27 protein-coding genes, 1 tRNA gene and 1 other RNA gene are annotated in these 26684 nt (G+C 66.9%); 9 read left to right on the top strand and 20 right to left on the bottom strand.

Translation table 11 applies throughout. From position 1 onward, the window contains the following. The coding region (locus E3O62_RS06240; RefSeq protein ID WP_134397899.1) for a 2-oxo acid dehydrogenase subunit E2 at positions 1 to 1100 on the top strand (1100 nt) is incomplete at its 5' end. A gap of 29 nt (positions 1101 to 1129) precedes the next feature. On the opposite strand, the gene E3O62_RS06235 is transcribed toward E3O62_RS06240, so the two are convergent. Further along, positions 1130 to 2692 carry a protein kinase gene (locus E3O62_RS06235; RefSeq protein WP_134397898.1) on the bottom strand — a complete coding sequence of 521 codons (1563 nt, stop codon included), beginning with the start codon at positions 2690 to 2692 and terminating at the stop codon, positions 1130 to 1132. A gap of 109 nt (positions 2693 to 2801) precedes the next feature. Between E3O62_RS06235 and lipB the strand changes: the two genes are divergently transcribed. The 3 genes from lipB to E3O62_RS06220 are packed head-to-tail and all read left to right on the top strand — an operon-like array spanning position 2802 to position 5182. Then, the gene (lipB, locus tag E3O62_RS06230; protein ID WP_134395896.1) at positions 2802 to 3437 is read left to right on the top strand and encodes a lipoyl(octanoyl) transferase LipB; all 636 of its coding nucleotides are present in this window, start codon (positions 2802 to 2804) and stop codon (positions 3435 to 3437) included. After that, the gene (gene lipA, locus E3O62_RS06225) at positions 3434 to 4423 is read left to right on the top strand and encodes a lipoyl synthase (protein WP_134395895.1); all 990 of its coding nucleotides are present in this window, start codon (positions 3434 to 3436) and stop codon (positions 4421 to 4423) included. The genes lipB and lipA overlap by 4 nt, the downstream gene beginning before the upstream one ends. A 48-nt stretch (positions 4424 to 4471) precedes the next feature. Beyond that, complete coding sequence (locus E3O62_RS06220) at positions 4472 to 5182, top strand: DUF4191 domain-containing protein (RefSeq protein WP_134397897.1); 711 nt, start codon at positions 4472 to 4474, stop codon at positions 5180 to 5182. A gap of 22 nt (positions 5183 to 5204) precedes the next feature. On the opposite strand, the gene E3O62_RS06215 is transcribed toward E3O62_RS06220, so the two are convergent. Next, complete coding sequence (locus E3O62_RS06215; RefSeq protein ID WP_104101960.1) at positions 5205 to 5645, bottom strand: RDD family protein; 441 nt, start codon at positions 5643 to 5645, stop codon at positions 5205 to 5207. A 144-nt stretch (positions 5646 to 5789) separates the two neighbouring features. On the opposite strand from E3O62_RS06215, the gene glnA reads away from it, so the two are divergent. Further along, positions 5790 to 7214, top strand: coding sequence for a type I glutamate--ammonia ligase (gene glnA, locus E3O62_RS06210; RefSeq protein ID WP_134397896.1), 1425 nt, complete (start codon positions 5790 to 5792; stop codon positions 7212 to 7214). 81 nt (positions 7215 to 7295) lie between these two features. Here the strand turns inward: glnA and E3O62_RS06205 are convergent, their stop codons facing one another. Both E3O62_RS06205 and E3O62_RS06200 read right to left on the bottom strand, forming a co-directional pair. Continuing rightward, a complete protein-coding gene (locus E3O62_RS06205; RefSeq protein ID WP_134395893.1) occupies positions 7296 to 10331 on the bottom strand; it encodes a bifunctional [glutamine synthetase] adenylyltransferase/[glutamine synthetase]-adenylyl-L-tyrosine phosphorylase in 3036 nt (1011 codons plus the stop codon). Between the two features lie 20 nt (positions 10332 to 10351). Beyond that, positions 10352 to 11689: a glutamine synthetase family protein gene (locus E3O62_RS06200; RefSeq protein ID WP_134395892.1), complete on the bottom strand. Its 1338-nt coding sequence runs from the start codon at positions 11687 to 11689 to the stop codon at positions 10352 to 10354. Between the two features lie 164 nt (positions 11690 to 11853). Between E3O62_RS06200 and panB the strand changes: the two genes are divergently transcribed. Then, positions 11854 to 12663 (top strand): 3-methyl-2-oxobutanoate hydroxymethyltransferase, encoded by an 810-nt coding sequence (gene panB / locus E3O62_RS06195; RefSeq protein WP_134397901.1) that lies wholly within the window; start codon positions 11854 to 11856, stop codon positions 12661 to 12663. A gap of 18 nt (positions 12664 to 12681) precedes the next feature. Here the strand turns inward: panB and E3O62_RS06190 are convergent, their stop codons facing one another. Then, complete coding sequence (locus E3O62_RS06190; RefSeq protein ID WP_134395891.1) at positions 12682 to 12870, bottom strand: SPOR domain-containing protein; 189 nt, start codon at positions 12868 to 12870, stop codon at positions 12682 to 12684. A 12-nt stretch (positions 12871 to 12882) separates the two neighbouring features. Here E3O62_RS06190 and map point away from each other — a divergent pair, with 12 nt between their 5' ends. After that, positions 12883 to 13749: a type I methionyl aminopeptidase gene (gene map / locus E3O62_RS06185; RefSeq protein ID WP_134397895.1), complete on the top strand. Its 867-nt coding sequence runs from the start codon at positions 12883 to 12885 to the stop codon at positions 13747 to 13749. 19 nt (positions 13750 to 13768) lie between these two features. Then, positions 13769 to 14533: a polyphosphate--glucose phosphotransferase gene (gene ppgK / locus E3O62_RS06180; protein WP_134395889.1), complete on the top strand. Its 765-nt coding sequence runs from the start codon at positions 13769 to 13771 to the stop codon at positions 14531 to 14533. A gap of 49 nt (positions 14534 to 14582) precedes the next feature. Here the strand turns inward: ppgK and rnpB are convergent. From rnpB to E3O62_RS06145, 7 genes are all read right to left on the bottom strand, one after another. After that, an RNA gene (rnpB, locus tag E3O62_RS06175) (RNase P RNA component class A) lies at positions 14583 to 14959 on the bottom strand. Between the two features lie 44 nt (positions 14960 to 15003). After that, positions 15004 to 15741: a zinc ribbon domain-containing protein gene (locus E3O62_RS06170; RefSeq protein ID WP_134397894.1), complete on the bottom strand. Its 738-nt coding sequence runs from the start codon at positions 15739 to 15741 to the stop codon at positions 15004 to 15006. Between the two features lie 68 nt (positions 15742 to 15809). Then, positions 15810 to 16631 (bottom strand): Nif3-like dinuclear metal center hexameric protein, encoded by an 822-nt coding sequence (locus E3O62_RS06165; RefSeq protein WP_134397893.1) that lies wholly within the window; start codon positions 16629 to 16631, stop codon positions 15810 to 15812. Next, positions 16591 to 17574: a DMT family transporter gene (locus E3O62_RS06160; RefSeq protein ID WP_241973348.1), complete on the bottom strand. Its 984-nt coding sequence runs from the start codon at positions 17572 to 17574 to the stop codon at positions 16591 to 16593. The genes E3O62_RS06165 and E3O62_RS06160 overlap by 41 nt, the downstream gene beginning before the upstream one ends. After that, complete coding sequence (locus E3O62_RS06155; RefSeq protein WP_134397891.1) at positions 17571 to 18074, bottom strand: DUF427 domain-containing protein; 504 nt, start codon at positions 18072 to 18074, stop codon at positions 17571 to 17573. The genes E3O62_RS06160 and E3O62_RS06155 overlap by 4 nt, the downstream gene beginning before the upstream one ends. Further along, complete coding sequence (locus E3O62_RS06150) at positions 18071 to 18754, bottom strand: response regulator transcription factor (RefSeq protein WP_134397890.1); 684 nt, start codon at positions 18752 to 18754, stop codon at positions 18071 to 18073. The genes E3O62_RS06155 and E3O62_RS06150 overlap by 4 nt, the downstream gene beginning before the upstream one ends. Then, positions 18751 to 19986: a sensor histidine kinase gene (locus E3O62_RS06145; RefSeq protein WP_134397889.1), complete on the bottom strand. Its 1236-nt coding sequence runs from the start codon at positions 19984 to 19986 to the stop codon at positions 18751 to 18753. Before E3O62_RS06145 ends, E3O62_RS06150 begins: the two co-directional genes overlap by 4 nt. 141 nt (positions 19987 to 20127) lie before the next feature. Between E3O62_RS06145 and E3O62_RS06140 the strand changes: the two genes are divergently transcribed. Then, positions 20128 to 21042: a universal stress protein gene (locus E3O62_RS06140; RefSeq protein ID WP_134397888.1), complete on the top strand. Its 915-nt coding sequence runs from the start codon at positions 20128 to 20130 to the stop codon at positions 21040 to 21042. Between the two features lie 495 nt (positions 21043 to 21537). Here E3O62_RS06140 and E3O62_RS06135 read toward each other — a convergent pair whose 3' ends face one another. From E3O62_RS06135 to E3O62_RS06100, 8 genes are all read right to left on the bottom strand, one after another. Beyond that, positions 21538 to 22416 (bottom strand): universal stress protein, encoded by an 879-nt coding sequence (locus E3O62_RS06135; protein WP_134397887.1) that lies wholly within the window; start codon positions 22414 to 22416, stop codon positions 21538 to 21540. A 103-nt stretch (positions 22417 to 22519) separates the two neighbouring features. Next, positions 22520 to 22858: a hypothetical protein gene (locus E3O62_RS06130; protein WP_134397886.1), complete on the bottom strand. Its 339-nt coding sequence runs from the start codon at positions 22856 to 22858 to the stop codon at positions 22520 to 22522. A 79-nt stretch (positions 22859 to 22937) separates the two neighbouring features. Then, positions 22938 to 23654 carry a GAF and ANTAR domain-containing protein gene (locus E3O62_RS06125; protein ID WP_134397885.1) on the bottom strand — a complete coding sequence of 239 codons (717 nt, stop codon included), beginning with the start codon at positions 23652 to 23654 and terminating at the stop codon, positions 22938 to 22940. Between the two features lie 9 nt (positions 23655 to 23663). Then, a complete protein-coding gene (locus tag E3O62_RS06120; protein WP_241973347.1) occupies positions 23664 to 24386 on the bottom strand; it encodes a GAF and ANTAR domain-containing protein in 723 nt (240 codons plus the stop codon). A 252-nt stretch (positions 24387 to 24638) separates the two neighbouring features. Continuing rightward, entirely contained in the window at positions 24639 to 25364 is a 726-nt protein-coding gene (gene mtnN, locus E3O62_RS06115) for a 5'-methylthioadenosine/S-adenosylhomocysteine nucleosidase (protein ID WP_134397883.1), read from the bottom strand. After that, positions 25361 to 25828, bottom strand: a complete 468-nt coding sequence (locus E3O62_RS06110; RefSeq protein WP_134395877.1) for an S-ribosylhomocysteine lyase — start codon at positions 25826 to 25828, stop codon at positions 25361 to 25363. The genes mtnN and E3O62_RS06110 overlap by 4 nt, the downstream gene beginning before the upstream one ends. A 74-nt stretch (positions 25829 to 25902) precedes the next feature. After that, positions 25903 to 25975 (bottom strand) — tRNA-Val (locus E3O62_RS06105). A 71-nt stretch (positions 25976 to 26046) separates the two neighbouring features. Continuing rightward, positions 26047 to 26514 carry a peroxiredoxin gene (locus tag E3O62_RS06100; RefSeq protein WP_134395876.1) on the bottom strand — a complete coding sequence of 156 codons (468 nt, stop codon included), beginning with the start codon at positions 26512 to 26514 and terminating at the stop codon, positions 26047 to 26049. Between the last annotated feature and the right edge of the window lie 170 nt (positions 26515 to 26684).

The raw sequence follows: 26684 nt of genomic DNA, 5'->3' as shown, positions 1-26684 counted from the left end.
TGGCGGCACCGGCACCCGTGGCGGCACCCGCACCGGTCGCCGCTCCCGAGCCCGTCGCGGCACCCGCACCGGTGTTCGCGCCCGCACCGGTCGCGGCACCCGTTGCCGCCCCGGCACCTGCCGCTGCTCCTGTCGCCGTCCCGGCACCTGCCGCTGCCCCCGTGGTCGCGTCGGAGCCGGCCGTCTCCCGCGGATCGCACGCGGGAACATCCGGCTACGTCACCCCCATCGTCCGCAAACTCGCGAACGAGGCCGGTGTCGATCTGTCCCGCGTAGTCGGAACCGGTGTCGGTGGACGCATCCGCAAGGAGGACATCGCGCTCGCGCAGGCCAGCGCTCCCGTCGGGACTGCTGCAGCAACAGCTCCGGCCGTGGAGGTCTCCGCCCTGCGTGGGACCACCGAGCCCATGTCGCGTCTGCGCAAGGTCGTCGCCGAGCGCGCCGTCATCTCGATGCAGTCATCGGCTCAGTTGACAACGGTGGTCGAGGTCGACGTCACTCGGGTCGCGATTCTTCGCGATCAGGTGAAAGCCGATTTTCACGCCAAGACGGGCAACAAGTTGTCCTTTCTGCCGTTCTTCGCTCTCGCTGCAGCCGAGGCACTGCAGGCCAACCCGATCATCAACGCCACCATCGACGGCGACACGATCGTGTACCCGAACCAGGAGAACATCAGCATTGCGGTCGACACCGAACGCGGCCTGCTGACCCCGGTCGTGCGCAACGCGGGCGACCTCGATCTGGCCGGATTCGCCGCTCAGATCGCCGACCTCGCCCAGCGCACCCGCGACAACAAGCTCAAGCCCGACGAGCTGTCTGGTGGAACGTTCACGCTGACCAACACCGGTTCGCGCGGTGCGCTCTTCGACACCCCGGTCGTCTTCCTGCCGCAGAGCGCCATCCTCGGCACCGGGGTTGTCTACAAGAAGCCCATCGTCGTCAGCCAGGGTGGCCTCGACGCGATCGCGATCCGCTCGACCGTGTTTCTGGCTCTGTCCTATGATCACCGCATCATTGACGGCGCGGATGCTTCACGCTTCCTCGTCACCATGAAGCAGCGTCTCGAGGCAGGTGCCTTCGAAGCAAACCTCGGTATCTAGTCGATGTCGTCCGTGAGACCGGACCTCGACTAGTAGTCGAAAATATCCCTGATTCGCCAGCCGGCCTCGCCCTTGACCACAAGGACCGAGGCCGGTTGTCGTTCCGCATCCGGGGCCTGAAGCGACACGAGTGCGACATCCCCCATTCGCTCCACCAGAACCGCCGCCCACGACGACAAATCCTCGTGTTCGGCGGCCCCGCCGCCCTGTTGAATCATGCGCAGGGTGTAGCTGTCGGCCGCCAGAGCCGCCGATTGCGCCTGGTACACGGCATCGAGGCAGACCACCGAGACCTTCGCCAGGCACCCGTTCCGGACCCGCAGCAGGGCCGGAAGCGCAACCACCGGGTCGTCACCGGTCACCACGGCTTCCTCTTGGGGGGACCCGTCACTGTCTACTGGGTCGCCGTCAGCCGTGGTCAACTCGGCCGGCTTTGACGCCTTCGGCCGCGCTCCGTCGGTGTGCGCTGATCCACCCGCGGCCAGCGCCAGTCCCATACTCAGCAGGGTCATGAGGGCCACGAGGAGCAGCGGCCCACGGCGGAGGCGGAACCCCCGGCCCAGCAGCGACTTCAGCCCACCGGCCGGGTGACCTTCCCGCAGCCGGCGAAGCGCCGTGCGAACGCGCGAGGCCCGGTTGCCGAACATCCGATTGGCCCGGGACGCCTCCGCGGCAAGGCGGACGTTCACCGTGGGAGCACGCCCGACGACATCATCAGTCAGAGGTCTCCGGTACCAGTCGACGGCCGGTAGCGGCCCGCTGACGGCCTCGGGGCTGCGGCCCAGCCTCACCGGCACGGCCTCGGCCCAGGCGAACAGGAGATGCTCGAGCTCGCCCCAGGCGCGGGCCGCCGAGCCAGCGGCCGGCACCGCGCACCACCGTTCCAGGTCGCGGAGGACCGACGGGACCGGCACGACGGGATCGACGTGGTCGAGCACCGTCCGGATGACCTGCGCGAGCCGACCGTGCACCAGGGCGAGCGCCTCGGGCCGCCCGCGACCGGCCTCGGGCAGCGCCCGGAGCTCTCCCAGCCCGGTCAGGACCGGGCGCCCGCTGGAGTCGAAGAGAATGCTCGCGAGGCTGACGGCCGGATGGATCAGGCCGATGGCCTGCAGCTCCGCCAATGCGGCCGCGATCGGGGCCAGGATCGTGACCACCTCCCCGGGAAGCAAGTGTCTGCGGCCCTCCAGAAAGCAGCTCAGCGACCCGCCCGTGAGCTGTTCCAGTACGAGGCAGGTGCGGCCATCGGCCAGGGTGCCGACGTCGACGAGCGTGGTCAGCCGTCCGACCGTCAGGGTGGTCAGGGCTTGGACCTCCCGTTCGATCGAGACGTCCTCCGTTCCCGGATGGAAGACCTTGAGCACGACGGATGTCGTGGAGCAACCCTGCTCCCACTCCCGCGCCTCGTCCCCGGTCGAGGTCGACCGGGACGGCGCCACGCCCACATACAGGTCGGCCCGGTCGGTGGACGCCAAGCGCCGCAGAACGCGGTAACCTGCGACCAATGCGGGGCCGCCGCCGGGCACCGCGCCGGCCGAGTGGGGCGGGGACGCGGGCCCCGGATTGCGGACGCGTCGACCGCGAGTTCTCATACCGGACATGCTGGCCTCGCCGCTCCCCTCCCGGCCGATCCGGACTCGTTTCGGGGACAACCGGGCCGCCGACCCCGTGGGGAGGAACGCCGGGGTTTAGGATGAGGGAATGCTCGACTTTGTCGTCGCGGGGCTAAGCGCCAACTCCGTGCCGTATGTTGAGGGCCTTGAGCTCCAACGCGCAGTCCACCGTTCCGTCGTCTCCGGGGAGAGGCCGGACACCGTCATCTTTCTCGAACATCCGAGTGTGTATACCGCCGGGAAGCGCACAGCTCCCGAGGAGCGGCCCCGAAACGGAACCCCCGTCATCGACGCCGACCGCGGTGGGAAGATCACCTGGCACGGCCCCGGGCAGCTGGTCGGGTATCCGGTCATTCGCCTCCGGGAGCCCGTCGACGTCGTCGGCTACGTGCGCCTCCTCGAGGGAATCCTCATCGACGCCCTCCTGGGCTTCGACATCGTCGGCTGCCGAATCTCGGGCCGTTCAGGAGTCTGGGTCGGCCCGGAGGGCCGGGAAGACAAAATCGCCGCCATCGGAATCCGCGTCGCGGAAGGAGTGACCATGCACGGCTTCGCCCTCAACTGCAACAACTCGCTCGAACCGTACGACCACATCATCGCCTGCGGGATCAAGGATGCCGGCGTCACCACCATCTCGAGAATGGTCGGCCGCGACGTGAACCCGGCCGATCTCATCGCCCCCATCACGGCCCAGTTCGAGACCGCCTGGGCGGTGTCGGCATGAGCGCGGCGCCCGAGGGACGCAAGATGCTCCGCCTTGAGATTCGCAACATGGAAACGCCGATCGAACGTAAACCCGCCTGGATCAAGACGGTGGCGAAGATGGGACCAGAGTACCGCAAGCTCCAAAACCTGGTGAAGGGCGAAAACCTGCACACCGTGTGCCAGGAGGCCGGCTGCCCCAACATCTTTGAATGCTGGGAAGACCGCGAGGCGACCTTCCTGATCGGCGGGTCACAGTGCACGAGGCGGTGCGACTTCTGCCAGATCGATACCGGCAAACCTGCCGAGTACGACACGGATGAGCCGCGCCGCGTCGCGGAATCCGTCGTCAAGATGAATCTGCGTTACGCCACGGTGACGGGCGTCGCCCGCGACGACCTGCCCGACGAGGGCTCCTGGCTCTACGCGGAGACCATCCGGCAGATCCACCAGCAGAGTCCCGGAACCGGCGTTGAGATTCTGGTCCCGGACTTCTCCGGCAACCCGGACCACCTCGGCGAGGTCTTTTCCGCTCAGCCCGAGGTGTTCGGCCACAATGTGGAGACCGTCCCGAGAATCTTCAAGCGAATCCGGCCGGCATTCCGCTACGAACGGTCCCTGGACGTCCTTACCCAGGGCCGCAATGCGGGACTTATCACGAAATCGAATTTGATCCTGGGAATGGGCGAGGAGCGCTCGGAGGTCAGCCAGGCCCTCCAGGACCTGCACGACGCCGGGACCGACATCATCACGATCACCCAGTATCTGCGGCCGAGCGCGCGTCATCTGCCCGTGGCCCGCTGGGTGAAGCCGGAGGAGTTCGTCGAGCTCAAGGAGGAAGCCGAGGCCATCGGCTTCCTCGGTGTGCTCTCCGGCCCGCTTGTGCGCTCGTCCTATCGGGCGGGCCGGCTCTGGGCCCAGTCCATGCTGGCGACCGGTCGCGAGGTTCCGCCGCAACTGCGCCATCTGGCGGACGCGTCCCTCGGGTTCGCACAGGCGGTCTCCTGATCAAAAATCGGTCACGAGACATTCGGGTGACTGGGTAGTCTTGGAACCATGGCACGCAGCAAGGACAAGACTCCCCGCCCCCCCAAGAAGCCCGGCCGCATGAAGCAAATGTGGCAGGTGTTCCAGATGACACGCCGCTACGACAAGAAGATCGTGCTGTTCATGGTTCTCGGCTTCGTGGTGCCCGTCGCGGTCGCGCTGGGACTGGCCCTTATCCTGTCCCCCGGGAGCATCCTCAACATCGTCCTGTGGACGATTTCGGGTCTGCTCACCGGCATCCTCGCCATGCTCATCATCCTGGGCCAGAGGGCCGAGAAGGCCGCATACACGCAGATCGAAGGGCAGCCCGGCGCCGTCGGCGCGGTGCTGCGCGGTTCGTTGAAGCGCGGCTGGGTGGGGAGTGAGATGCCCGTCGCCGTCAACGGCAAGACTCAGGATGCCGTGTACCGGGCTGTCGGCCGCGGCGGCGTGGTGCTGATCAGTGAAGGGCCGCGCACCCGAACGGCCCGCATGCTCGAGGAAGAGCGCCGGATGGTGACCAGGCTCGGCGGCAGCATCGCCGTCACCATCATCAGCGTCGGCCCCGACGCCGATGCCGTGCCGCTGCACAAACTGGCCCGGCGCCTCACCCGGATCAAGTCCACCCTGACCAAGGCCGAGGTGCTCGCCGTGAACAACCGGTTGAACTCCATGATCAAGAAACTGCCGATCCCCAAGGGCGTCGACCCGATAAAGGCGCGTCCGCAGCGCGGGAACTAGGTACTTCGCCGCGCGGCTCAGGCTAGGAGCGGATGAGCACCGTTCCTGCGACCTTGTCATGGAAACCGCGCTGGTCCGAGTCCCAGACCAGAGCGGGGACCGCTAGCCCGAGCAGCAGGGACCGCACAACGGGGCGCCACAACCCGACCCAACCCGGCTGGAGCGGAACGACCCGGAGCCCGACCAGACGGTGGCCGATGCTGCCGCCGATGGTCGGGATGAACACGATCTGGAGCCCCACGAAAATGGCGGTCACAGCGAAGCCGTTGACCACGCCGCTCGTGCTGAAGAACAGTGCCGCCGCCCCGTAGGCCAGGGCCCAGTCCAGCGCGAGGGCGCCAATCCGGCGGCCGACGCGCCCCACGGACCGAGTTCCCTCGTTCGGCAGGCCGAGGCGCTCCCCCGGCCAACGGCTCGGTGGAAGTTGTCCAAAAGTGGTCGAATTCGAGGCTGCGGCAGACACGGGCTGAGTCTACCGAGCGGGCCCCGCTGTAACATGTGTGAAACATAAGCGTCACCGCCGGGTAATGGCATCCCAGTAGCCTCAAAGGAGCCGCAGCGCGCGACTTACACGTTCTATGCCCACGTCGTTTGGAGAAAAAACCGCATGTTCCGCGATTCGTCAGAAGTGCTCAAGTTCATCAAAGACACGGACGTCAAGTTCCTTGACATCCGTTTCACCGACTTGCCGGGTGTTCAGCAGCACTTCAACATCCCCGCGTCGACCGTCGATGAGGAGTTCTTCACGGTCGGGCAGATGTTCGACGGTTCGTCGATCCGCGGTTTCGCGTCGATCCACGAATCCGACATGCAGCTGATCCCGGACGTGACCACGGCCTACATCGACGCGTTCCGCACCGAGCGCACTCTCATCATGCTCTTCGATATCTACAACCCGCGCAACGGCGAGATCTACTCGAAGGACCCGCGTCAGGTTGCCAAGAAGGCCGAGAAGTACCTGGCTTCGACCGGGATCGCGGACACCGCTTTTTTCGCTCCGGAGGCCGAGTTCTACATCTTCGACGATGTTCGCTACGAAGTGAACCAGCACTCCAGCTTCTACTCCGTGGACTCCAGCGAGGGTGCCTGGAACTCGGGCAAGGAAGAGGTCGGCGGAAACCTCGCCAACAAGACGCCTTTTAAGGGCGGCTACTTCCCCGTCAGCCCGGTCGACCAGCACGCCGACCTGCGCGACGACATCTGCCTCAAGCTGATTGACGCCGGACTCAACCTGGAACGCAGCCACCACGAGGTCGGCACCGGCGGCCAGGGCGAGATCAACTACCGCTTCGACACGATGGTGCACGCAGCCGACGATCTGCTCAAGTTCAAGTACATCGTCAAGAACACCTCGGCCGAGTGGGGAAAGACGGCCACCTTCATGCCGAAGCCGCTGTTCGGCGACAACGGCTCCGGCATGCACACGCACCAGTCACTGTGGGCCGACGGCAAGCCCCTTTTCTACGACGAGTCCGGCTACGGCGGACTGTCCGACGTCGCCCGCTGGTACATCGGTGGTCTGCTCAAGCACGCACCGGCCGTACTCGCCTTCACCAACCCGAGCGTCAACTCCTACCACCGTCTGGTGCCGGGGTTCGAAGCTCCCGTCAACCTCGTCTACTCGGCGGGCAACCGTTCGGCGTCCATCCGGATCCCGATCACGGGCACCAACCCGAAGGCGAAACGCATCGAGTTCCGCGCTCCCGATGCGTCGGGCAACCCGTATCTCGCCTTCGCCGCCCAACTGATGGCCGGCCTGGACGGTATCAAGAACCGGATCGAACCGCACGAGCCGGTCGACAAGGACCTCTACGAGCTGCCGCCCGAAGAGGCCAAGAACATTCCGCAGGTTCCCGCGTCGCTCGGCGAGGCCCTCGTAGCCCTCGAGAACGATCACGACTTCCTGCTTGCCGGCAATGTCTTCACGCCCGAACTGATCGAAACCTGGATCGACTACAAGCGTGAGATGGAAATCAAGCCGCTCGCGCAGCGTCCGCACCCGTTCGAGTTCGAGCTCTACTACGGCGTCTAGACCGTAGCCCCGGCAACCGGCCGGGTATAGGCAGGAGGACCGCATCCCCTATGGGATGCGGTCCTCCTGCCTATACCGGACCTACCCGCCGAAGGGGCCGGCGCGCTCCACCGGCCCGTAGAACAGTCTCTCGAACACCGCGCGGGCGCGGCGGGTCACCGAGAGGTATTCCTCCTCGAGCTGGTTGGCAGAGCCCGGCGGGTATTCCATCACCCGGGCGACGCCCTCGAGCTGCACGCGGTCGGTCGGGAGGACATCCGCGGTCTTGTTGGTCCAGAGGGTGATCGCGGACCGGCAGCGCGACGCGAAGAGCCACGCGGTGGTGAGAGTTTCGGCATCCGTCTCGTTGACCAGACCCGCGGCGACGGCCGCGCGGAGGGCGCCGAGCGTCGACGAGGTGCGCAGCTTGGCGCTATCGGCCGCATGCTGCAGCTGAAGCAGCTGCACGAACCACTCCACGTCGCTCAGCGACCCTCGGCCGAGCTTGAGGTGCCGGTTGGGATCGGCGCCCTGCGGCAGCCGTTCGTTTTCGACTCTGGCCTTGATCCGCTTGACCTCACGGATCGCCTGTTCGCTGATCGATGACGGATACCGTACCTCGTCGGCAACGGCCTCGAAGTCGGCCAGGAGCCGGGCGTCGCCGGCGACTCCTCTCCCCCGCAACAGCGCCTGTGCCTCCCAGGTGAGCGACCAACGCCGGTAATAGGCCTCGTAGGACTCGAGGGACCTGGCGACGGAACCGTTCTTCCCCTCAGGGCGCAACCCGATGTCCAGGTCCAGAGGCAGGCGGTTGTCATCGGTGAGCCGCGACAACTCCTTGACGATGAACTTCGCCCGGTCGTGGGCTGCCTCGCCGATGAGGGTGCCCGGGCGGAAGACGTACATCACGTCGGCATCCGAGCCGAACCCCAGTTCCGAGCCGCCGAACCGGCCCATGCCGATCACGGCAAATTCGATCCCGTCGGCGTCCTGACCGTCTTCCGCACCGTCAAGCGTGGTGCCACGGATGGCGGCAAGCACCCCCTCGATGATGGTTGCGGTGACGTCGGTGAGCCCCGTCGCCAGCTCGTCGATGCTGACCTGGCCCAGAATCGCCGAGAACGCCAGCCGCAGCATTTCGCGGCGCCGGGCAGTGCGCAGGATCGAGGCGGCCGCATCCGGGCTCTCGTGCCGTGCCAGCACGGCGCGGGCCTCCTCACGGAGGGTGGCCGCGCTGCGGGGCCGCAAGTCGTCCTCGTCTTCCAGCCAGGCCACGGATTCGGGAATCGTCTCCAGGAGCTCGCCGACGAAACGGGATGAGGACAGCACCCGGGTGAGTCGCTCGGCGGCCCCGGATGAGTCGCGGAGCATGCGCAGGAACCAGTAGGTCGTACCGAGACTGTCGCTCAGGCGCCGGAACGCGAGCAGCCCGTAGTCGGGGTCGGCTCCCTCGGAGAACCATTGCAGCAACACAGGCAGGAGATTGCGCTGAATCGTGGCCCGTCGGGACACCCCGCCGGTGAGGGCCGCGATGTGACCGAGGGCCCCCTTAGTGTTGCGGAATCCGATGGCGGCCAGCCGGGCCTCGGCCTGGGCGCTGGTGAGGCCCAGCCCGTCCGCCGGGAGCGCGGCCACCGCGGACAGAAGTGGGCGGTAGAACAGGCGCTCATGCAGGCCGCGCACCCGGTGCTTGGTGTTCAGCCACCGGACGCTCAACTGGGCGGCGTTCGGCGCGAGCCCGGTCGCCCGGGCGAGGACGCGCAGGCTCGACTCGTCGCGCGGGACAAGGTGGGTGCGCCGGAGCTTCTCCAGCTGCAAACGGTGCTCCATCAGCCTCAGGATGCGGTACTCCTGAGCGAACTCGGCCGCTTCAGCGCGCCCGACGTATCCGCTCTCGGCCAGCGCGGACAGCGCTGGCAGGGTGCCGGCCTGCCGAACCGCCGGATCCGCCTGACCGTGCACGAGCTGCAGAAGCTGCACGGTGAACTCGATGTCGCGAAGGCCGCCGGGGCCGAGCTTCAACTGCACGGCGACTTCGTCCTCCGGTATGTTCTTGGTGACGCGCTCGCGCATCCGCTGCACGGACTCGACGAAATTCTCCCGGCTGGCACTGGTCCACACCTTTGGGGACACCGCCGCCACATACCGACCCCCGAGCTCGAGGTCGCCCGCCAGTGGTCTGGCCTTCAGCAGCGCCTGGAACTCCCAGCTCTTCGCCCAACGGTCGTAGTAGGCCAGGTGAGACTCGAGGGATCGCACCAGGGCGCCGGACTTGCCCTCGGGACGGAGGTTCGGGTCCACTTCCCAGAGCTCGGGTTCGACGGCGGGCTGATTCAGTCCCCGCATCAGCAGGATCGCGAGCCGGGTGGCGATATCGACCGCGCGCGGTGCTTCCAGGCCGGCGGCCGGGTCACCCTCGGCGACGAAGATCACGTCGACATCGCTGACGTAGTTCAGTTCGGCGGCGCCGGCTTTGCCCATGCCGATCACCGCGAGCCGAGTGGCGCGCACCTCTTCCTCCGGGAATACGCCTCGCCCCGCGACCAGGCCGGTGGACATGCTCCGCGCGACGGCCAGGGAGGCCTCCAGCGCGGCGGCCGCCAGGTCGGCGAGCGTGCGGGCGACGGCGTCCAGGCCCGCGACCGGGTCGGCCTGCTCGAGGTCGTAGGCGGCCAGCTGCGCCAGTCGGCGCCGGTAGCGCACCCGCAGGGCGACCCAGCCCTCATCGTCGACGAGGCTGGCGAAACCGTCTCGGGTACCGACCGAATCCAGCAGGTCCTCGATCAGTTCCGGCAGGTCGGGAAGGGCCGTGAGCGGCTGGGCGAGAACCGTCAATTCCTCCGGATGACGCAGGAAGAACTCGGTCAGTCCGCTCGACGCGCCGACGACTCGCAACAGCCGCTGGGTCGCCTCCGGGTGCAGCAGCAACGCCCGCACCTCGTGCGGTGCCTGGCGCAGCAGAGACACGAGGGCCGCGAGGGCGGCATCCGGGTTGGCCGTCTTGCCGAGCAGCGGCAGCAGGGCGGCCGATTCGGGTCCGCCCAGGTCACCGACCTCGTCCAGCCGGAAACGCACCTCTCGCAGCTCGACGAAGCCTACCCGGGCGAGCTCGGTCAGGGTCAGCTGTTCCCGTGCCATCCGGTCTCGTCTCCCGACCGTTAGAGCATCTCGAGGTTCTTGTCGAGCTCGAAGGGAGTGACCTGCGAGCGGTAATCCTTCCACTCCTGGCGCTTGTTCAGCAGCACATAGTTGAACACGTGCTCGCCCAGCGTCTCGGCAACCAACTCGGACTCCTCCATGTACTGGATCGCGTGGTCCAGGCTCGCTGGAAGCTGCCGGTAGCCCAGAGCGCGCCGCTCGGTGTCGCTCAGGCCCCACACATTGTCCTCGGCCTCGGGGGGAAGCTCGTAGCCCTCTTCGATTCCCTTGAGCCCGGCGGCCAGCATGAGGGAGTACGCGAGGTACGGATTCGCTGCCGAGTCGATGGCCCGGTACTCGACGCGGGCGCTCTGCCCCTTATTGGGCTTGTAGAGTGGCACCCGGATCAGGGCGGACCGGTTGTTGTGGCCCCAGCACACGAAGCTGGGGGCTTCGTCCCCGCCCCACAGTCGCTTGTAGGAGTTCACGAACTGGTTCGTGACGGCGGTGATCTCCGGGGCATGCTTGAGCAGCCCGGCGATGAACTGGCGGCCGGTCTTAGAGAGCTGGTATTGGGCGCCCGCCTCGAAGAACGCGTTGGTGTCGCCCTCGAACAGGGACAGGTGCGTGTGCATTCCTGACCCGGGGTGCTCCGACATCGGCTTCGGCATGAACGTCGCGTAGACGCCCTGCTCGATGGCCACCTCCTTGATGACCGTGCGGAAGGTCATGATGTTATCCGCCGTGGTCAGCGCATCCGCGTAGCGCAGGTCGATCTCGTTCTGACCGGGACCGGCCTCGTGGTGGCTGAATTCCACCGAAATGCCCAGGTCTTCGAGCATCCGCACCGACCGGCGGCGGAAGTCGTGGGCTGTGCCGCCGGGAACGTTGTCGAAGTAGCCGGCGTGGTCCACCGGCACGGGGCCGTTCTTGCCATACTTGGACGACTTGAGCAGGTAGAACTCAATTTCGGGGTGGGTATAGAACGTGAAACCGCGGTCGGCTGCTTTGGCCAGCGTGCGCTTGAGCACATTTCGCGGATCGGCGACGGCCGGCTGACCGTCCGGCGTCATGATGTCGCAGAACATGCGGGCGGTCGGGTCGATCTCGCCGCGCCAGGGCAGGATCTGGAACGTGGTCGGGTCCGGGTGCGCGAGCACATCCGCCTCGAACGACCGGGTGAGACCCTCGATCGCCGAACCGTCGAAACCGAGACCCTCGGCGAATGCGCCCTCAACCTCTGCGGGTGCGATGGCCACCGATTTGAGGGTGCCGACGACATCCGTGAACCAGAGTCGGATGAACTTGATTCCCCGCTCCTCGATGGTCCGAAGAACGAAGTCGCGCTGCTTGTCCATTCACGCCCTTTCTTGTCGCTCCCTAGGCTACTGTCTGGCGTGGACTCTCGGGCGAAACCGACCGCCGATCGGCCCGAACGCTCCTTGACTACACTTGAGGCATGCCAGAGTCGACCGTTCCGGACGAACCCCAGCCCGTCAGCGAGCTGAATCCCTTCGTTTCCATGCAGTCCGGACCCAAACGGGTGCGGACGCGCCATTTTCACAACGCCAAGCAGCAGGGCATCCCGATTACGGGGCTCACCAGCTACGACATGCTCACGGCCCAGATCTTCGACCAGGCCGGCATCGACTTCCTGCTCGTGGGCGATTCGGCCGGTAACAACGTGTTCGGCTACGAGACCACCCTCCCGGTAACGGTCGACGAGCTCATCCCGCTCACCCGGGCCGTCGCGCGCGCCGTGACCCGCGCACTCGTCGTCGCGGATATGCCCTTCGGTTCGTACGAGACCGGCCAGAGCGAGGCCCTGCACACCGCCGTGCGTTTCATGAAGGAAGCGCAGGCCCACGCGGTCAAGCTCGAGGGCGGGGTTCGCAGCCACAAGCAGATCAAGCGCATCGTGTCATCGGGGATCCCCGTGATGGGGCATGTCGGCTTCACCCCTCAGAGCGAGCACGGGCTGGGCGGACACATTATCCAGGGCCGCGGCGAGGCCGCGGATCAGCTGATTGAAGACGCCCTCGCGGTGCAGGACGCCGGCGCCTTCGCGGTCGTACTCGAGATGGTCCCGGCGACGGTCGCGGCACTGGTCACCGCACGGCTCGACATCCCCACGATCGGGGTGGGTGCTGGGCCCGACGTCGACGGCCAACTGTTGGTGTGGACGGATTTCGCCGGCATGACCGAGGGGCGAGTGCCCCGATTCGTTCGGCAGTACGCCAACCTGCGCGGCGTGCTGACGGATGCTGTGCACCGGTTCAAGGACGACGTCGACTCCGGCGCGTACCCCGGGCCGGAACACAGCTACGAGTAGATCTCGGCGCTCGCGGGACTAGCGGTCGTTTTCGGCCTCTTCCGCGGCCCACTTGGCGCTGTTCGCGCGCAGCTTCTCCAGCGCGTGGACGGCCTCCTCCCGGGTGGCGAACGGCCCGACGCGGTCTATAGAGGGGGACTGCATCCCCTGCTCGACCGCGCCCGTGCGCATGTTGTACCAGAACTGATGATCGGTGCCTTCGGACATAAGCTTGATCCTATGCCTAAGGATTCTGTTGGTCACCTCCTCCCGGGCGCGGTTTCTCCGCTCCGCGCCGTTCCCCGCCACATCGTGCGCCCGGAGTACGTCGGCAAGGGGATGCCCTCGCCCTTCACCGGATCGGATCTGTACTCCTCCGAGCGCATCGAGCTGATCCGGGAATCAGGCCGGATTGCGGCCGGGGCCATCGAAGCTGTCGCACAGGCCATCCGCCCCGGCGTGACGACAGAGGAACTCGACCGGATCGGCCACGAGTTCATGATCGAGCGTGACGCCTACCCGTCGACGCTCGGCTATCGGGGGTTCCCCAAATCACTGTGTAGTTCCGTGAACGAGGTCATCTGCCACGGCATCCCGGACGACACCGTTCTTGAGAACGGCGACATCGTCAACATCGACATCACCGCCTACAAGAACGGTGTGCACGGCGACACGAACGCCACCTTCATCGTCGGTGAGGCACGGGATGAGGTCAGGCTCCTCGTCGAACGCACCCGGGAGGCTCTCGCCCGCGGTATCAAGGCCGTCGCTCCCGGACGCCAGGTGAACGTGATCGGCCGCGCCATCGAGTCTTACGCCAAGAGGTTCGGCTATGGGGTCGTTCGGGACTTCACCGGACACGGCGTCGGCGAGGCCTTCCACTCCGGCCTGATCATCCCGCACTACGACTCCGCTCCCGTCTACGACACCGTGATGGAGGTCGGCATGGTCTTCACGATCGAACCGATGCTCACCCTGGGCGGGACCGACTGGGACATGTGGGCGGATGACTGGACCGTGACGACCCAAGACAAGAGCATCACCGCCCAGTTCGAGCACACCCTCGTGGTGACCGACCGGGGCGCCGAGATCCTCACCCTCTCCTGACAACCGGTAGGTTTTGACTATGAGTTCAACCATGGCCATCGGCATTGACATTGGCGGCACCGGGATCAAGGGAGCGGTGGTCGATCTGTCCACCGGGAAGCTCCTGTCCGATCGCGTGAAGCTTCCCACGCCCAAAGGCGGCCGACCAGCCGACATCATCGAAACGACCAGGACCCTCCTGACAACCGTTTCCGCCGAGGAGGGTGCCGGTGCGCTGCCGGTGGGCATCTGCTTCCCCGCCGTCGTCAAGAACGGCCACACCATGTCGGCCGCCAACGTCTCGGACAAGTGGATCGGCCTCTCCGCCGAGAATCTCTTCGAGAAGGGTCTCGGCCAGCCCATTCACTTCGTGAACGACGCGGATGCCGCCGGCTACGCGGAGACGCAATTCGGCGCGGCGAAGGGGGTGAGGGGGGTGGTCATCATGACGACGCTTGGCACCGGAATCGGAACCGCACTGCTCAACGACGGTTTGCTGGTGCCGAACACTGAACTCGGCCATCTGCAGATCGAGGGCGTCGACTACGAAACCAAGGCCGCGTACTCCGCCAAGGAGAGGGAGAACCTGAGCTGGGAAAAATGGGCCGGTCGGCTGCAGAAGTACTACTCGACCTTGGAGGCACTGTTCTCGCCGGACCTCTTCATCGTCGGCGGCGGCGTGTCCAAGCACCACCAGGACTTCCTGCCCCTTCTGCGACTGAAGACAGCCATCATCCCGGCCGTGCACCGCAACAACGCGGGAATCCTCGGGGCCGCCGCACTCGCCGTCAAGCATCAGGGCTGACCTGCCCGGGGTGGCAGCGCCCCGGCGCAGAACCTGGAGGCCGGAAGGTGGAATGGGCCGACTATTACGCCGGGTTCTGTCCCGATGCCGTAGCACCCTGGACGGCCATCTATCTCGGGACTACGTTGCCGTAGCCCTCTAGCGGTCTACCCGGAAACTCGGCGAGCCGCCTTGGCGTTTCCTGTCTGACCTTGCTCCGGACGAGGTTTACCTAGCCGACCAGGTCACCCTGGCCTCTGGTGGTCTCTTACACCACCGTTTCACCCTTACCACCGGCCGAAACCGGAGGCGGTCTACTTTCTGTGGCACTGTCTCGCGGGTTACCCCGGGTGGGTGTTACCCACCATCCTGCTCTGCGGAGCCCGGACGTTCCTCGGCATCCGCTGACCCGAAGGTAGCGGATGACGCGACCGTCTTGCCGACCCATTCCACACTCCAGAGTACAGGCCGCCGGCGGGGCCCGGCTCCACCTAGATCCCGGACTCCTCCGTGCGAACCAGGATCGCCCCGCAGTCCGGGCAGAACAGGACCTCGTCAGCCGGCGAGGAACGCACGGCATCGAGGTCACTGCCGGTGAGCGTCATCGTGCAGCCGCTGCAGGTGCGCGCCCGCAACAGGGCGGCGGCGTTGCCCCGCCCCGTCACGAAACGTTTCTCGTACAGCGCGGCGAGGTCCTCGGCGACGCTGCCGGCGACGGCGGCCCGGTCCCGGCGGAGTTCGCCGAGCTGCCGGTTCAGATCGGCGAGGCTTTCGTTGCGCGCCTGCTCGGCGTCATGGATTTGGAGCGCGATCGCGTCCCGCTCCGCCTCCACCGCGGAGACGGTCGCATCGCTCTCCTCGAGCCGTTCCATCACCGCGATCTCGATCTCCTCGAGCGCGAGGAGGCGTTTGCGCAGCGCCGCAAGCTCCGTCTCCAAAGCCTGCACGTCTTTCACCGAGGAGGTGTGCTGAACCCGGTCGGTGTCCCGCGCGATGCGCTTCTCGACCACATCGACGTCGGATTCGATCCGCGCCAGCTCGGTGCGCACGTCATCACGTTCTCCGGCGCGGGTGCCGAAGGCCATCCGGGTGGTGTCGAACAACGTGGTGAGTTCCCGGATCTCGGCGTGCTGGGGCAGGGCCTTCGTCTGGTGCTCGACCTGCTGCAGCCTGATGTCGAGGGCCTGAAGCCGGAGAAGCTCCTTCTGTTCTACGGGGGATGCCTTCACGATGTCCTGACCTTTGCAAATAGAAATATGAACGAGCGTTGGGGGTGAATCCGAACTTCATCGGCAGGCTACTGCACGATCGCGAAGTCCCAGGGATCCGTGCGCAGGGAACTGCTGGTGATGCGCACACCAGGCAGAAGAGCCCGCAACTGTTCGGCGGCCGGCTCGATCCAGAGCCATTCACTGGCCCAGTGCGACACGTCGATCAGGGCAGGGGTGCCCCCCGACAGCCCGGACTGCTCACGGGCCTCCGACGCCGGGTGGTGACGGAGATCGGAGGTGATATACACATCGGACGACTGCACGGCGGGATGAGGGAGAAGGGAATCGCCTGCACCACCGCAGAGCGAGACGGTTTTGACGACACTGCCGTACTCCCCCGCGACCCGGACGCCGGTGGCGGTCGCCGGCAGGAGCTGGGCGAGGCGGTGGGCCAGTTGGCCCAGGGTGGTCGGGTGCGCGAGCCGGCCGACCCGGCCGATTCCCGTTCCCGCCGCGGCGCCCGCCGTGATGGGGGCTGGGTCAACGAGGCCGAGTCGGGTGGCGAGGATGTCCGAGACGCCGTCCACGACGACATCCGCGTTGGTGTGCGCCGCAAGGAGAGCGCAATTCGCTCGGATCAGACGACCGATCAGGGCGCCCTTGTAACGGTCTTCGGCGACCGACGTGACGCCGCGCAGCAGGAGCGGATGGTGCACCAGGAGCAGGTCTGCGCCATATCCGACCGCCTCGTCCACGGTCGCGGAGACGGCGTCCACAGCCAGGTGGATCGACTCGACCGGCTGGCCGGGGTTGCCGCAGACCAGACCCGGGACGTCCCAGACTTCGGCACCGGACAACGGCCACAGTTCATGGATGATTCGACTTACATCGGCGAGTGAGACGGGCACCTCGTAAGCCTACCGGTGACGAGGCGGTGCGCTCTCCTGACGACGGTTGGCCGGGATCCCGAAGAACTGCAAGCGCGGTCACCGCCACCAGAAGCAGCCCGAGCCCGGCCCAGCCGGACGGTGGCAACCGCTCGCCGACGATCAGGACCGCCAGCAGCGTAGCCACGAGCGGTTCGACCAGGGTGATGCTGGTCGCCGTGCTGCCGCGGACCGTGCGCAGGCCGCGGCCGAAAAGCAGGTAGGCGACGAACATGGGCCCGATCGCGAGGTAGGCGGTGACGCTCAGGCTGCCGGTGCTCTGGAGCAGCGGTGCTCCCGTGGCCGCGAGCACCGGTACGAGGCACAGCGCGCCGACGCCGAAGAGCGCCCCCATCGTGGCCCGGGAGCTGTGCCCGCCCGCGATCACCCGGTGGGATGCGTGCGTGTAGAGCGCGTAGCTGAGCCCGGCCAACAGCCCGAGCAGAACGCCCAGAGGAGCGGACCCGGCGGCCTGGTCCGACTGCCGGCCGTTGATCAGCAGAATCGTGCCGAGCAGAGCCACCAGTGTGCACAGTGCCCAGAGCCGTGTGACCGCCCGGCGCTCCGCCAGGAACTCGATCCCCGCGGCAAAGACGGGCGCAGACCCCAGCGACACGACCGTGCCGACAGCCACCCCGGCCAGGTTAATCGCACTGTAGAAAGCGAGCGGGTAGACGACGATGCCGGCGACCCCTGCCAGCACCCAGCGGCGCACGGAGCAGTCTCGGAGGGTTGCCCGGGCGCTTCGGGCGGAAAGCGTGAAGAGCAGCGCGCCGCCCACGACCATCGTGGCCGCCCCGGTCGCCAGCGGGCTGACGCTGCCGGGCAGGAAGTGTGCGGCCGTGCCCGTCGTGCCCCAGAGCAGCGCGGCCAGAAAGATGGGGGCCACGCCGAGCCGGCTCGCGACGGTTCGCGGCGGCGTCACCATCCGAGAGTGCCGGGAGCCCCCTTGAACGGTCCGACGACCCGGGAGGTGATCCAGCCGCCGTAGAAGTCGCCCGGCTGAGGCAGCACCGCTTCCCCGTTCACGGTAACGAGGTCCATCCGTCCGGGGTACAGCGCGACGCGGTTTGCCAGATCCTCAAAGCCCCGCGTCGGCGACGGGTAGTACCACCCGGCCGCCTTCTCCACACGCCCCGGGGTGACCACGCTCAGGTACGACGCCTCGCCCTTGTACTCGCAGTACGATCGGCCGGTCACCGGTTCGAGGCTCCCCGCCCGGAACGCGGAACGCGGCAGGTAGTAGACCGGTGGATGGCTGGTCTCGAGCACCCGGACGGCATCGTCGGTGTCGACCAGGACCAGGCCCCCGAGGGTGACGACGACCCGGTCGGCGCTCGCCTCCACGCGGGGCGGTCGCGGGTAATCCCAGACCGATTCCTGGCCGGGTCCGGGCACAACCCGGTTAGCACGATACGGTTTCATCCGGCCAGCGTACCGGGAGCGGCCGGGCGAATTCGAACAGTGGACGAACCCTCCTGGCGCTGCAACTCCACCCCGAAGACGGCGGCCTGGGTACGGCGCTCCATGCCGAGTTTGCTGAGCACCCCCGACACATAGTTCTTCACCGTCTTCTCCGCCAGGTCAAGGTGCTCGCCGATCTGGCGGTTGGTGAGGCCCCGGGAGATCAAATCGAGGACTTGCCGCTCCCGCGTCGTCAGCGCTCGGGCGGCTGGGTCGCCTCGGTCCAGCCCCAAGGAGGTTGCCACCCGGCTGGCCAGCAGCGGGGTGAGCAGCGACTCCCCCCCGGCCACACGCCGGATTCCCTCCACCAGGCGTTCACCGCGGATGTCCTTCAAGACATAGCCGGACGCCCCAGCCAGGACAGCGGCGCGGCTGGCCACGTCGTCGTCGAACGCCGTGAGTATCAGGCACCGGATGCCGGGATCCCTCCCGCGGATGTCCCGGCAGGCGTCGATGCCGCTTCCGTCGGGCAGCCGCACGTCAAGGACCACGACGTCCGGCCGGGTGGCGGCGACCCTGGCCACGGCCTGCCGCCTCGTTGCCGCCTCCCCCACCACTTCCAGGTCGGCTTCGGCGTTGATCAGGGCAGCCAGGCCGATACGGACGACGTCATGGTCGTCGACCACAAACACGCGCGTCATCGGGAAGTCCCTGCGGTAGCGTCGCTCACGCGCGCCGTCCAACGCAGCTCGGCACCGCGCGGCGCCCGGTCGATCAGCGACACCATCCCCTGCCAGCGTTCGGCTCTGACCGCCAGATTAGCGACGCCGCTGCGCCGACTTGCGCCGGTCAGACCGACGCCGGTGTCGCCGATCTCGACCGTGAGGATGTCCGCCGCGACCGAGACGCGCACTTCCGCCTCCCGGGTTCCAGAGTGCCGGACCACGTTGGTCAGCCCCTCGCGCACGACTGCCACGACATCATCAGCCAGAGAGGTGGAAACGAGCAGATCGATCGCCCCGGAGAACACCACCCGCGGCGGGTGCGCGAAGAGAGGCCCGACCTCGTCGAGCAGGTCGACGATTCTGCGGCGAAGCCCGTGCCGGTCGGGGTCCGCCTGCGTCGACAACCCGAAGATCGCGGTGCGGAGATCGGCGATGACCGCGTCAAGGGCTCCCACCTGGTCGGCCAGCCGCCGCCCGAACACCGGGTCGGCGGTCATCCCGCCGAGGGCGCGCACGGCGAGCCCCACAGCGAACACCCGCTGAATGACCCGGTCGTGCAGCTCACGTGCGATCCGGTCGCGATCGGTGAGCACCGCCAGACGCGCCCGGTCCGTGCTGCTCCGCTCGAGGTGGCGGCCCACATATGCCAGTCGGGCGAAATCGACGGCAGAATCAAGGTCCACGGCAGTGAACGGAAGCGCCCCGCTGGGCCGGGAGGCGGTGAGCACCACTGCGGGCGGGCCGGATTCCCCGGCTTTCCCCAGCGGGACCACCAGGGTCGGCCCGAGCATCAGGAGCGACTCGGGGCCCGCAGCCTCGCGCTCTTCCCGGCCGACGAGGATCGGCCGGCCGGTGGCCAGCGCCCGGCCGCACAGGCTCCCCGCCACGGGGAACGTCAGGCCGTCCAACGGTCGAGTGGCACTTCCATGAGCCGCATGGACGACAAAACCGTCCCCCGCGCCCGAATCAACACCAGGCGGCCCGATAACGCAGACCAGGGCCGCATCCGCAGCCGACGCGAAGATGTCTGCCAGCACCATCAGCGGGTCACCCGTTCGCTCACCCCGCAAACCCTCGATGAAATCGGCGGATGCGGCCACCCACCGCGACCGGCACGGGAGGGGCAGATGCGCCGGCAGGTCGATCACTGTCTCCGGGAGAGCCTCAGGTCGTTCGTTCAGGGTGACCGGGATAGTTTTGTGGGGCATGACCGGGGACCGCCTCTCGTCTGGTAGCGGGGATACTACCCGCACGGGACCTTCGGCCCTGTCCCCGTCCGGCAGGCACTGCGATAATGACGTGGATCGGACTGTCCGGTGCGATTCCACCCCAGAGCAGGAGTCACACCCATGGTTGAAAAAGTGATCGTCGCCATTGACGGTGGGGCCGCGAGCAAGGCAGCCCTGGAGTGGGCCCTCGACCGGGTTGTGACGCTCGAACGGATGCAGGGCACGCCCGTGCAACTCGAACTCACCACGGTGGTGGAGCTGGGCTGGTACCCCGCTGAGGGATCGGACTATTCCAGTCAGCCTGCCTACGAGCGCCCGCTCGCGGAAGCCCTTCGACGAGTCGAACAGGTGGCACCCTCCTGCCGGAAGACGAGCTACATCCGCCATGGCGTCCCGGTCGATGAGCTGGCGCGGGCGTCGGCGACCGCCGACCTTCTGGTCATCGGCACGAACAAGACCGGTGTTCTCGCCGGGACGGTCTTCGGCACCCTTCCCCTTCGCCTCGCGGCCCACGCCCGGTGCCCCGTCGTCGTCGTCCCCGTCAACTGGCAGGCGCGTGGCGGCCACATCGTCGTGGGCATGGAGAACGACGTTACGGCCCTGGTCGCCGTTGACTTCGCGGCCCGCGAAGCCGAGCGTTACAAACTCCCTCTCGATATCGTCCATGCCTGGACCATTCCCGCGACCGTGGCCGTCGAATACGGTGCCGTCCTGCCCTACGAGGAGATACGAGACGCCCACGCGCGCATTCTGTCGGGGGCAACGAGGAGGGTTCGCGACGCGCATCCGGCGCTGCATATCGCCGAGGTTCTGGAACAGGGCACCGCGGCATCCGTGCTCGTGAACGCCTCCCACACGGCGTCCCTCGTCGTCGTCGGCACACACGGCCGGGGTGCCGTCGGCAGCCTCTTTCTCGGTTCGGTCAGCCACGACGTGCTGATGAACCTGCCGTGCCCGGTCGCTGTGGTCCCCCGCCCGGCCGGTGAACGCGCCGAGTCCCGACCGGGCTCCACGGAAGGTGCGGAGAAGCGGTGAACACCTACTACATCGGATTCGACGGATCGGATCCGAGCAGGTCCGCCTTCAGCTGGGGTCTGGCTCGGGCGGTAGCGGACGGGTCGCCCGAGGTCCTGCACGGATCTCCCGCCTGACGCTCGCCGCGGTACCGACATCCGACGGTGTTTTGGTCGTTGGAACCCACAAGACCGGCTCCCTGAGCGGACCCGTGCTCGGCTCCCGCAGCGTCCCGCGGCGCCCAGGAGGCGCGCCACCTTGGCCACGAACCCATCCTCGTGCATGCGCCGTCGACTTCGCGTGCGGAGCCCGGAGCCGCCGGCCGACGCTCTGCTCGATGTCGGCAGCGAGGCTGTTTTGCTGGTGCTCGGAGTATCACATCCGAGGCCGGTGACCCAGTCGGTGCCCGGTTCAGCAGCCACGACGCCCTGATGAACATCGACGCGCCTGTGCTGATCGCCCGGTCCGACTGACACACTCCGATTCGCACGCTCCGATTCGAGCGCTGTGAATCATTTAGACGGGTTCGCTGACCGGGCCGGTCTCGGTGACGGCGACCCTGATCACGGCGACTGGGCAGGGCATGGTCAAAACGAGCACATGACTGACCGAACCCAGCCAGAAGCGAGCGAACCCGTGACGACCGTGGCTGCCTACAACGAGAAGCCGCGCACCGGTCGCCGCCGACACGAGTGCGTCCACCGGTAACCCGAGGTCGAGCCGCAGGTCGAGCTTCAGGTCCGGATAGCGTTCGGCCAGTCCCGCCACCGCTTCGGCGAGGACCAGGCGGTCGGCCTCATCGGGCACCATCGGCCAGTCGATCATGGCGCGATCTTCGGTCCACGGTACCGGTGCGCTCCAGCAGTACAGCGCCGTCAACCGCTCGCCCAGGCGGTCCGCCTGATCCGCGGCGAATGTCACCGCGGCGAGAGATGCCTCGGAACCGTCCACCCCGACGACGACGCCGGTGCCGCGCTGTTCTTCCCGCTCAGGCACGACGACGACGGAACCGCCGGCGTAGGCCGCGATCTGCGCGGCTTGGGTGCTGAAGACATAGTCCCGAAACCGGCCCAGGGCGTGCGAGCCCACAACGAGGAGTTGCGCGCCGACGGCCCAGTCGGTGAGGGCTCCGGTAGGCGAGCCCTCAAGGACCGTCGTGCGAAAAGTCAGGTCAGGAGCGACACTGCGGGCCTCCTCGGCCTCACGGGCGAGCAACAGTTCGGCCTGCTCGCGGGCCGCGTGCAGAAACCCGGCCGGGGTCGTGCCGAAGGTCGCGTCGACGACGTGCACCAACTCGATTTCCAGGCGCCGGGGACGCGCATAGTTGAACGCCCACTGGAGCGCGGCCCGAGCCGCCGGCCGACCGCTGACCCCCACTACAAGACGGTTGTCCATGACGACCTCCTCCGCTCCCCGGCACAGCGGGCAGAACGGGGTTTACGATGTCGCGCGCCGATCCGCCAGAACAGGGCCGAAAGTCCCGGCGTCGGTCAGGACGTCAGTAGTCGAACTCGTCGAACTGTGGCGAATCCAGGCCGTCGCCCGTCCACGAGGCTCGGCCCGAGGCCGTGCCGACCAGGGCCTTATGGCGGAGAGTGTCCACCGTCTCCGGCTCCAGCAGCTCTGACCGAGCGGAACCGGCAGTGACGCAGACCAGTTGGCCGGATCCGCCGATCAGGATCTGGATGCGGCCCAGCAGGCCGGTCTCTTCGACGATCGGAATGTCGACGACATCGACCTGGGGACGGAGACTCAACGCCTCGGCATAGTGCATGACGGCATCCGCGAGATCATCGCCCGTGATGACCGATCCGCCGGGGTGAAATATACGCTTCATGGTAGACCCCTGATTGTTCACGAAATGGACATGTGCAGCCAGGGTCTGGGGCATTTTCTGATTCTAGACCGTGCGGGGCCTAAAGGTCGAGAGTTCGGTTCACAACCTGCTCGGCAACCTCGACCAGCCGCTGGCCGTTGTCGCGGGCATATTGACGCAGGATCGCGAAGGCCTCTTCCATGTCGACGGTGTGGGTGAAAGCGACGACGCCCTTGGCCTGCTCGATCAGAACGCGGCTACTGAGCGCGCGTTGCAACTGCGCCCGAGCCACGTCGCTCTCCCTGATGGCCCGTTCCTGAAGAATGCCGATGGTGGCGGTGTCGGCCAGCGCCTGGACCGTGCGCAGGTCCTCCGCTCCCAGACCGCCGAGGCGATCCCAGAAGAGATTGAGCGATCCGATGGTCGTCGCTCGCAGCCGCAGGGGAACCGAGTGCATCGACTTCAAGCCGAGTTCGAGCGCTCCCGCCCGAAATCTCGGCCACGCCGGGGCGAGGACATCGAGGTCGGGAATGGCCACCGGTTTGCCGGTCGTGTAGCACTCGACGCACGGCCCATTGCCGGCCCGCAGCTGCAGGATCTCAATCAGGCGACTGCGTTCGTTGGTTGAGGCCACGACCTCGAGATCGTTGTCGTTACCGGCGGAGAGGATGATCCCGACCGCGGACGCCCCGAAGAGTGTGCCGCAGGTCTCTACGAGTGTGTGCAGCAGGTCGACGACGTCGTACCCGACGACAAGCGTGTCGGCCAGCGTGACGAAGGTCTCAACCAACTGACCTTCACGTGTTCTGGTCACCATAACTCCACCCTAAGACCCGTTCAATTCTGATGTGAAATCAACTTTTCGCGCCACAACATCGTCCGCTACCTCGCGGACGGTGCGCGCGTGGGAGAACGCGTAGCCCTGGAGGATCAGGAGGGCATCCGAAGCTCCCACGTTCAATTGGGCCAGAACCATCCCCGTCGCTTGGTGCACAACGCGACGCGAGTAGCCCTCGTCGGCGTCAGGGTCCGGCTTCATCGTATGCGAGAGCAGGACGCGCCGAAGCACCTGTCGGGCGGCGATCTTGACCAGCATCGTGGCGTCGGCGATCTGAACTCCGGTCAGGGTGCGCGGGCGTCGAGAGTACAGGTCAACCGCTCCGATGTCCAGCGTTCCGACGACCATCGGGAACGCGAACACGCTTCCCACGTCGGTCTCGTCGATGGACTGTGTGAAAACCGGCCAAGCCGGATTGCCGTGGTGTCGAATATCGCTGTTCAGAACCGGGCGACGAGTCGTCAGGGCTTCCCAGCACGGACCTTCGCCGAGATCAAATTGCAGCTCGTCGAGCCGTGCGGCGGACGCGTCGCTCGCGCACACGGTTTCGGTGCCAAACGGTGCGCCGAGGGTGGAGATCGCCACGCCGGTGACGGGCAGCACCCGCAGGAACGGCGAGCACAGGTCCGTGCTGGTCCGGTGCGCGTTGGACAACTCCTCGACGGCGAGGCCGAACGATTGACGGTCAGACCGGGACATGACGACGATCACCCCCCATGGCATCCGTTACTCGGGTCGAAATTGCTCGCATTGAAGTCGCTCGCGCGTGAGTGTGCACGGTGCCTTCACGACCTCTCGGCTCCGCGGGAGAGCGACGATTTTTCCGCGGCGGGCATCGGCTTCCACAAAGCTCGGCGTTTCCCGCATTGCGCAGAACCCGGCTCCGCAGTTTGAGTGAAGAAACTGCGCCCGACCTGTGTACGCCCCGGGGATCGGTGACGACCGGATGGGGCGCAGGCCGAGTCAGTCGGCGAGCCTGCGAAGCATCTCCAGCACGACCGCGGCCGAGCGGTCGGCCGCGTCGTCGATGTGGGTGAGATGATCGTCAATCGGTCCGCACAGGTCCGAGATGCCGCGGACCGCCACGAACGGTACGCCGTGCGCGAAGCAGGTTTGAGCAGCGCCCACGGATTCCATGTCGGTGGCGAGAACCCCGGGGAACAGCACGCGGAGGCTCTCTGCGCGCTCCACGCTCACGAAGGCGTCGCTGGAGACCAGCAGCCCGCGGCGCACGACCAGCGCCGATCCGTCGGGCATCCGGGCAGCGGATTCGGCGCCGCGCAGCGCCGCAGTCGCTCCCTCGTAGCGAGCCGGCATACCGGGCACCTGGCCGAGCGCGTACCCGAAGGCGCGTGCATCAGCGTCGCTGTTGAGGTATTCGCTCCCGATGACCACCTCGCCCACTCGCACCTGGGCGCCCACCCCGCCGGCCGAACCGGCGCTGATCACCAGCGGCGACGCCTCGGGGTCCTCGGCGCGCGCACACAGGAGTGCGGATGTCGTCGCACCGGCCGCGTTGACCAGTCCGATGCCGCTCTGCACCAGCAGCACTTCACACCCGGCCAGGGTGAGGCGGTGCCGGCGGGCCCTACCGGTGGCGACCGGCGGCGCGGAAGCGGTGGCCACCGCCAGGAACGGAGCGGCCTCCTCCTCCATCGCGACCAGAATGATCGCGTCGACGGTCGTCATGCGGTGACGGTGGCCCAGGCGCCGCGGGCGGCCAGGAAGACCTTCACAGCGTCCTGGGCGGCTGCCAACGAGTGGTTGGCTCCCCACCCGCACTGAACCTCGTTGGCGGCGGGCACCTCGGTGGCGCCGAGGATGTCGGTCATGGTGGCCTCGATCAGCCCGAGGACCTCGGCGTACTCCGGCTGCCCCTGCAGAATCAGGTAGAAACCGGTCTGGCAGCCCATCGGCGAGAAGTCGATGACTCGGGTGGAATGGTTGCGGGAATGCTCGGCGAAAAGGTGCTCGATCGAGTGCACTGCCGGCATCTCCAGGTGAAGGACGTTGGGCTGGGTGAAGCGCACGTCGTACTTCACGATGGTGTCCCCCTGTGGCAGCATCTTGGTATCGGCCAAGCGCACATAGGGTGCGACGACCGTGCGGTGATCGAGGTTAAACGATTCGACGTTCATGCGTGGCTGATTCACGTGCTCTCCCTGAATACTGTCGTGGCACTCGGCTGGGGCTCGTTCGCAACGGACGTGATCAGGGGGGTTATGTGTGGGCCCTACCGGGCTCGAACCGATGACATCCACGGTGTAAACGTGGCGCTCTACCAACTGAGCTAAAGGCCCCTGATGCAACGGCCGGTGAAGGCCGTAGCCCATCATACAGATTCTGCCTGCCGGGTGGACCGCGGCCGGGTTCAGGCCGGCTGGAGTTCGCCGATCGCGGCCCGGTAGGCCTCCAGCGACCGGGGCTCGCCCGGCGCGGTGATGAAGCTGGCCCGGATGATCCCCTCAGGGTCGATCAGGAAAGTGGCCCGGTTCGCGAAGCCCTTTTCCTCAAGGAACACGCCGTATTCCTTCGCGACCGCACCATGCGGCCAGAAGTCGGCCAGGAGGTCGAAGGTGTACCGTTCCTGTTCCCCCCAGGCACGCAGGGCATGACGGGAATCGACCGAGATGCCGAGCAGTTCCACCTCATTGGCGGCGAACAACGACAGGTTGTCCCGCAGCTCGCACAACTCGCCGCTGCAGATTCCGGAGAACGCCAGGGGGAAGAAGACCAGGGCGACCGACTTCTTCCCGCGGAACTCGCTGAGCTGCACCCGCTCGCCGAACTGGTTGAAGAGCTCGAAATCAGGAGCCTGGGTGTCATTTTCCAACGCCATGGAGCGCTTCCTTTCGTGCGCCCACGGGAACGGTGCAAGGCGACGCCACAGCCTAGCCCCGCCTTCTGCCGGAACCAAGATGAGCGTCCCGAGGGACCCTCGATTCGCGGCCCGAACGACGCTCACCGGCCGCACACAAACCGAAGGCATAATCTGTAGGCTTGCGTGGT

Source organism: Cryobacterium sp. TMT2-15-1, from assembly GCF_004402345.1.
GTDB classification, from domain to species: Bacteria; Actinomycetota; Actinomycetes; order Actinomycetales; family Microbacteriaceae; genus Cryobacterium; species Cryobacterium sandaracinum.
This window is presented reverse-complemented; position numbering and strand designations above follow the sequence as displayed.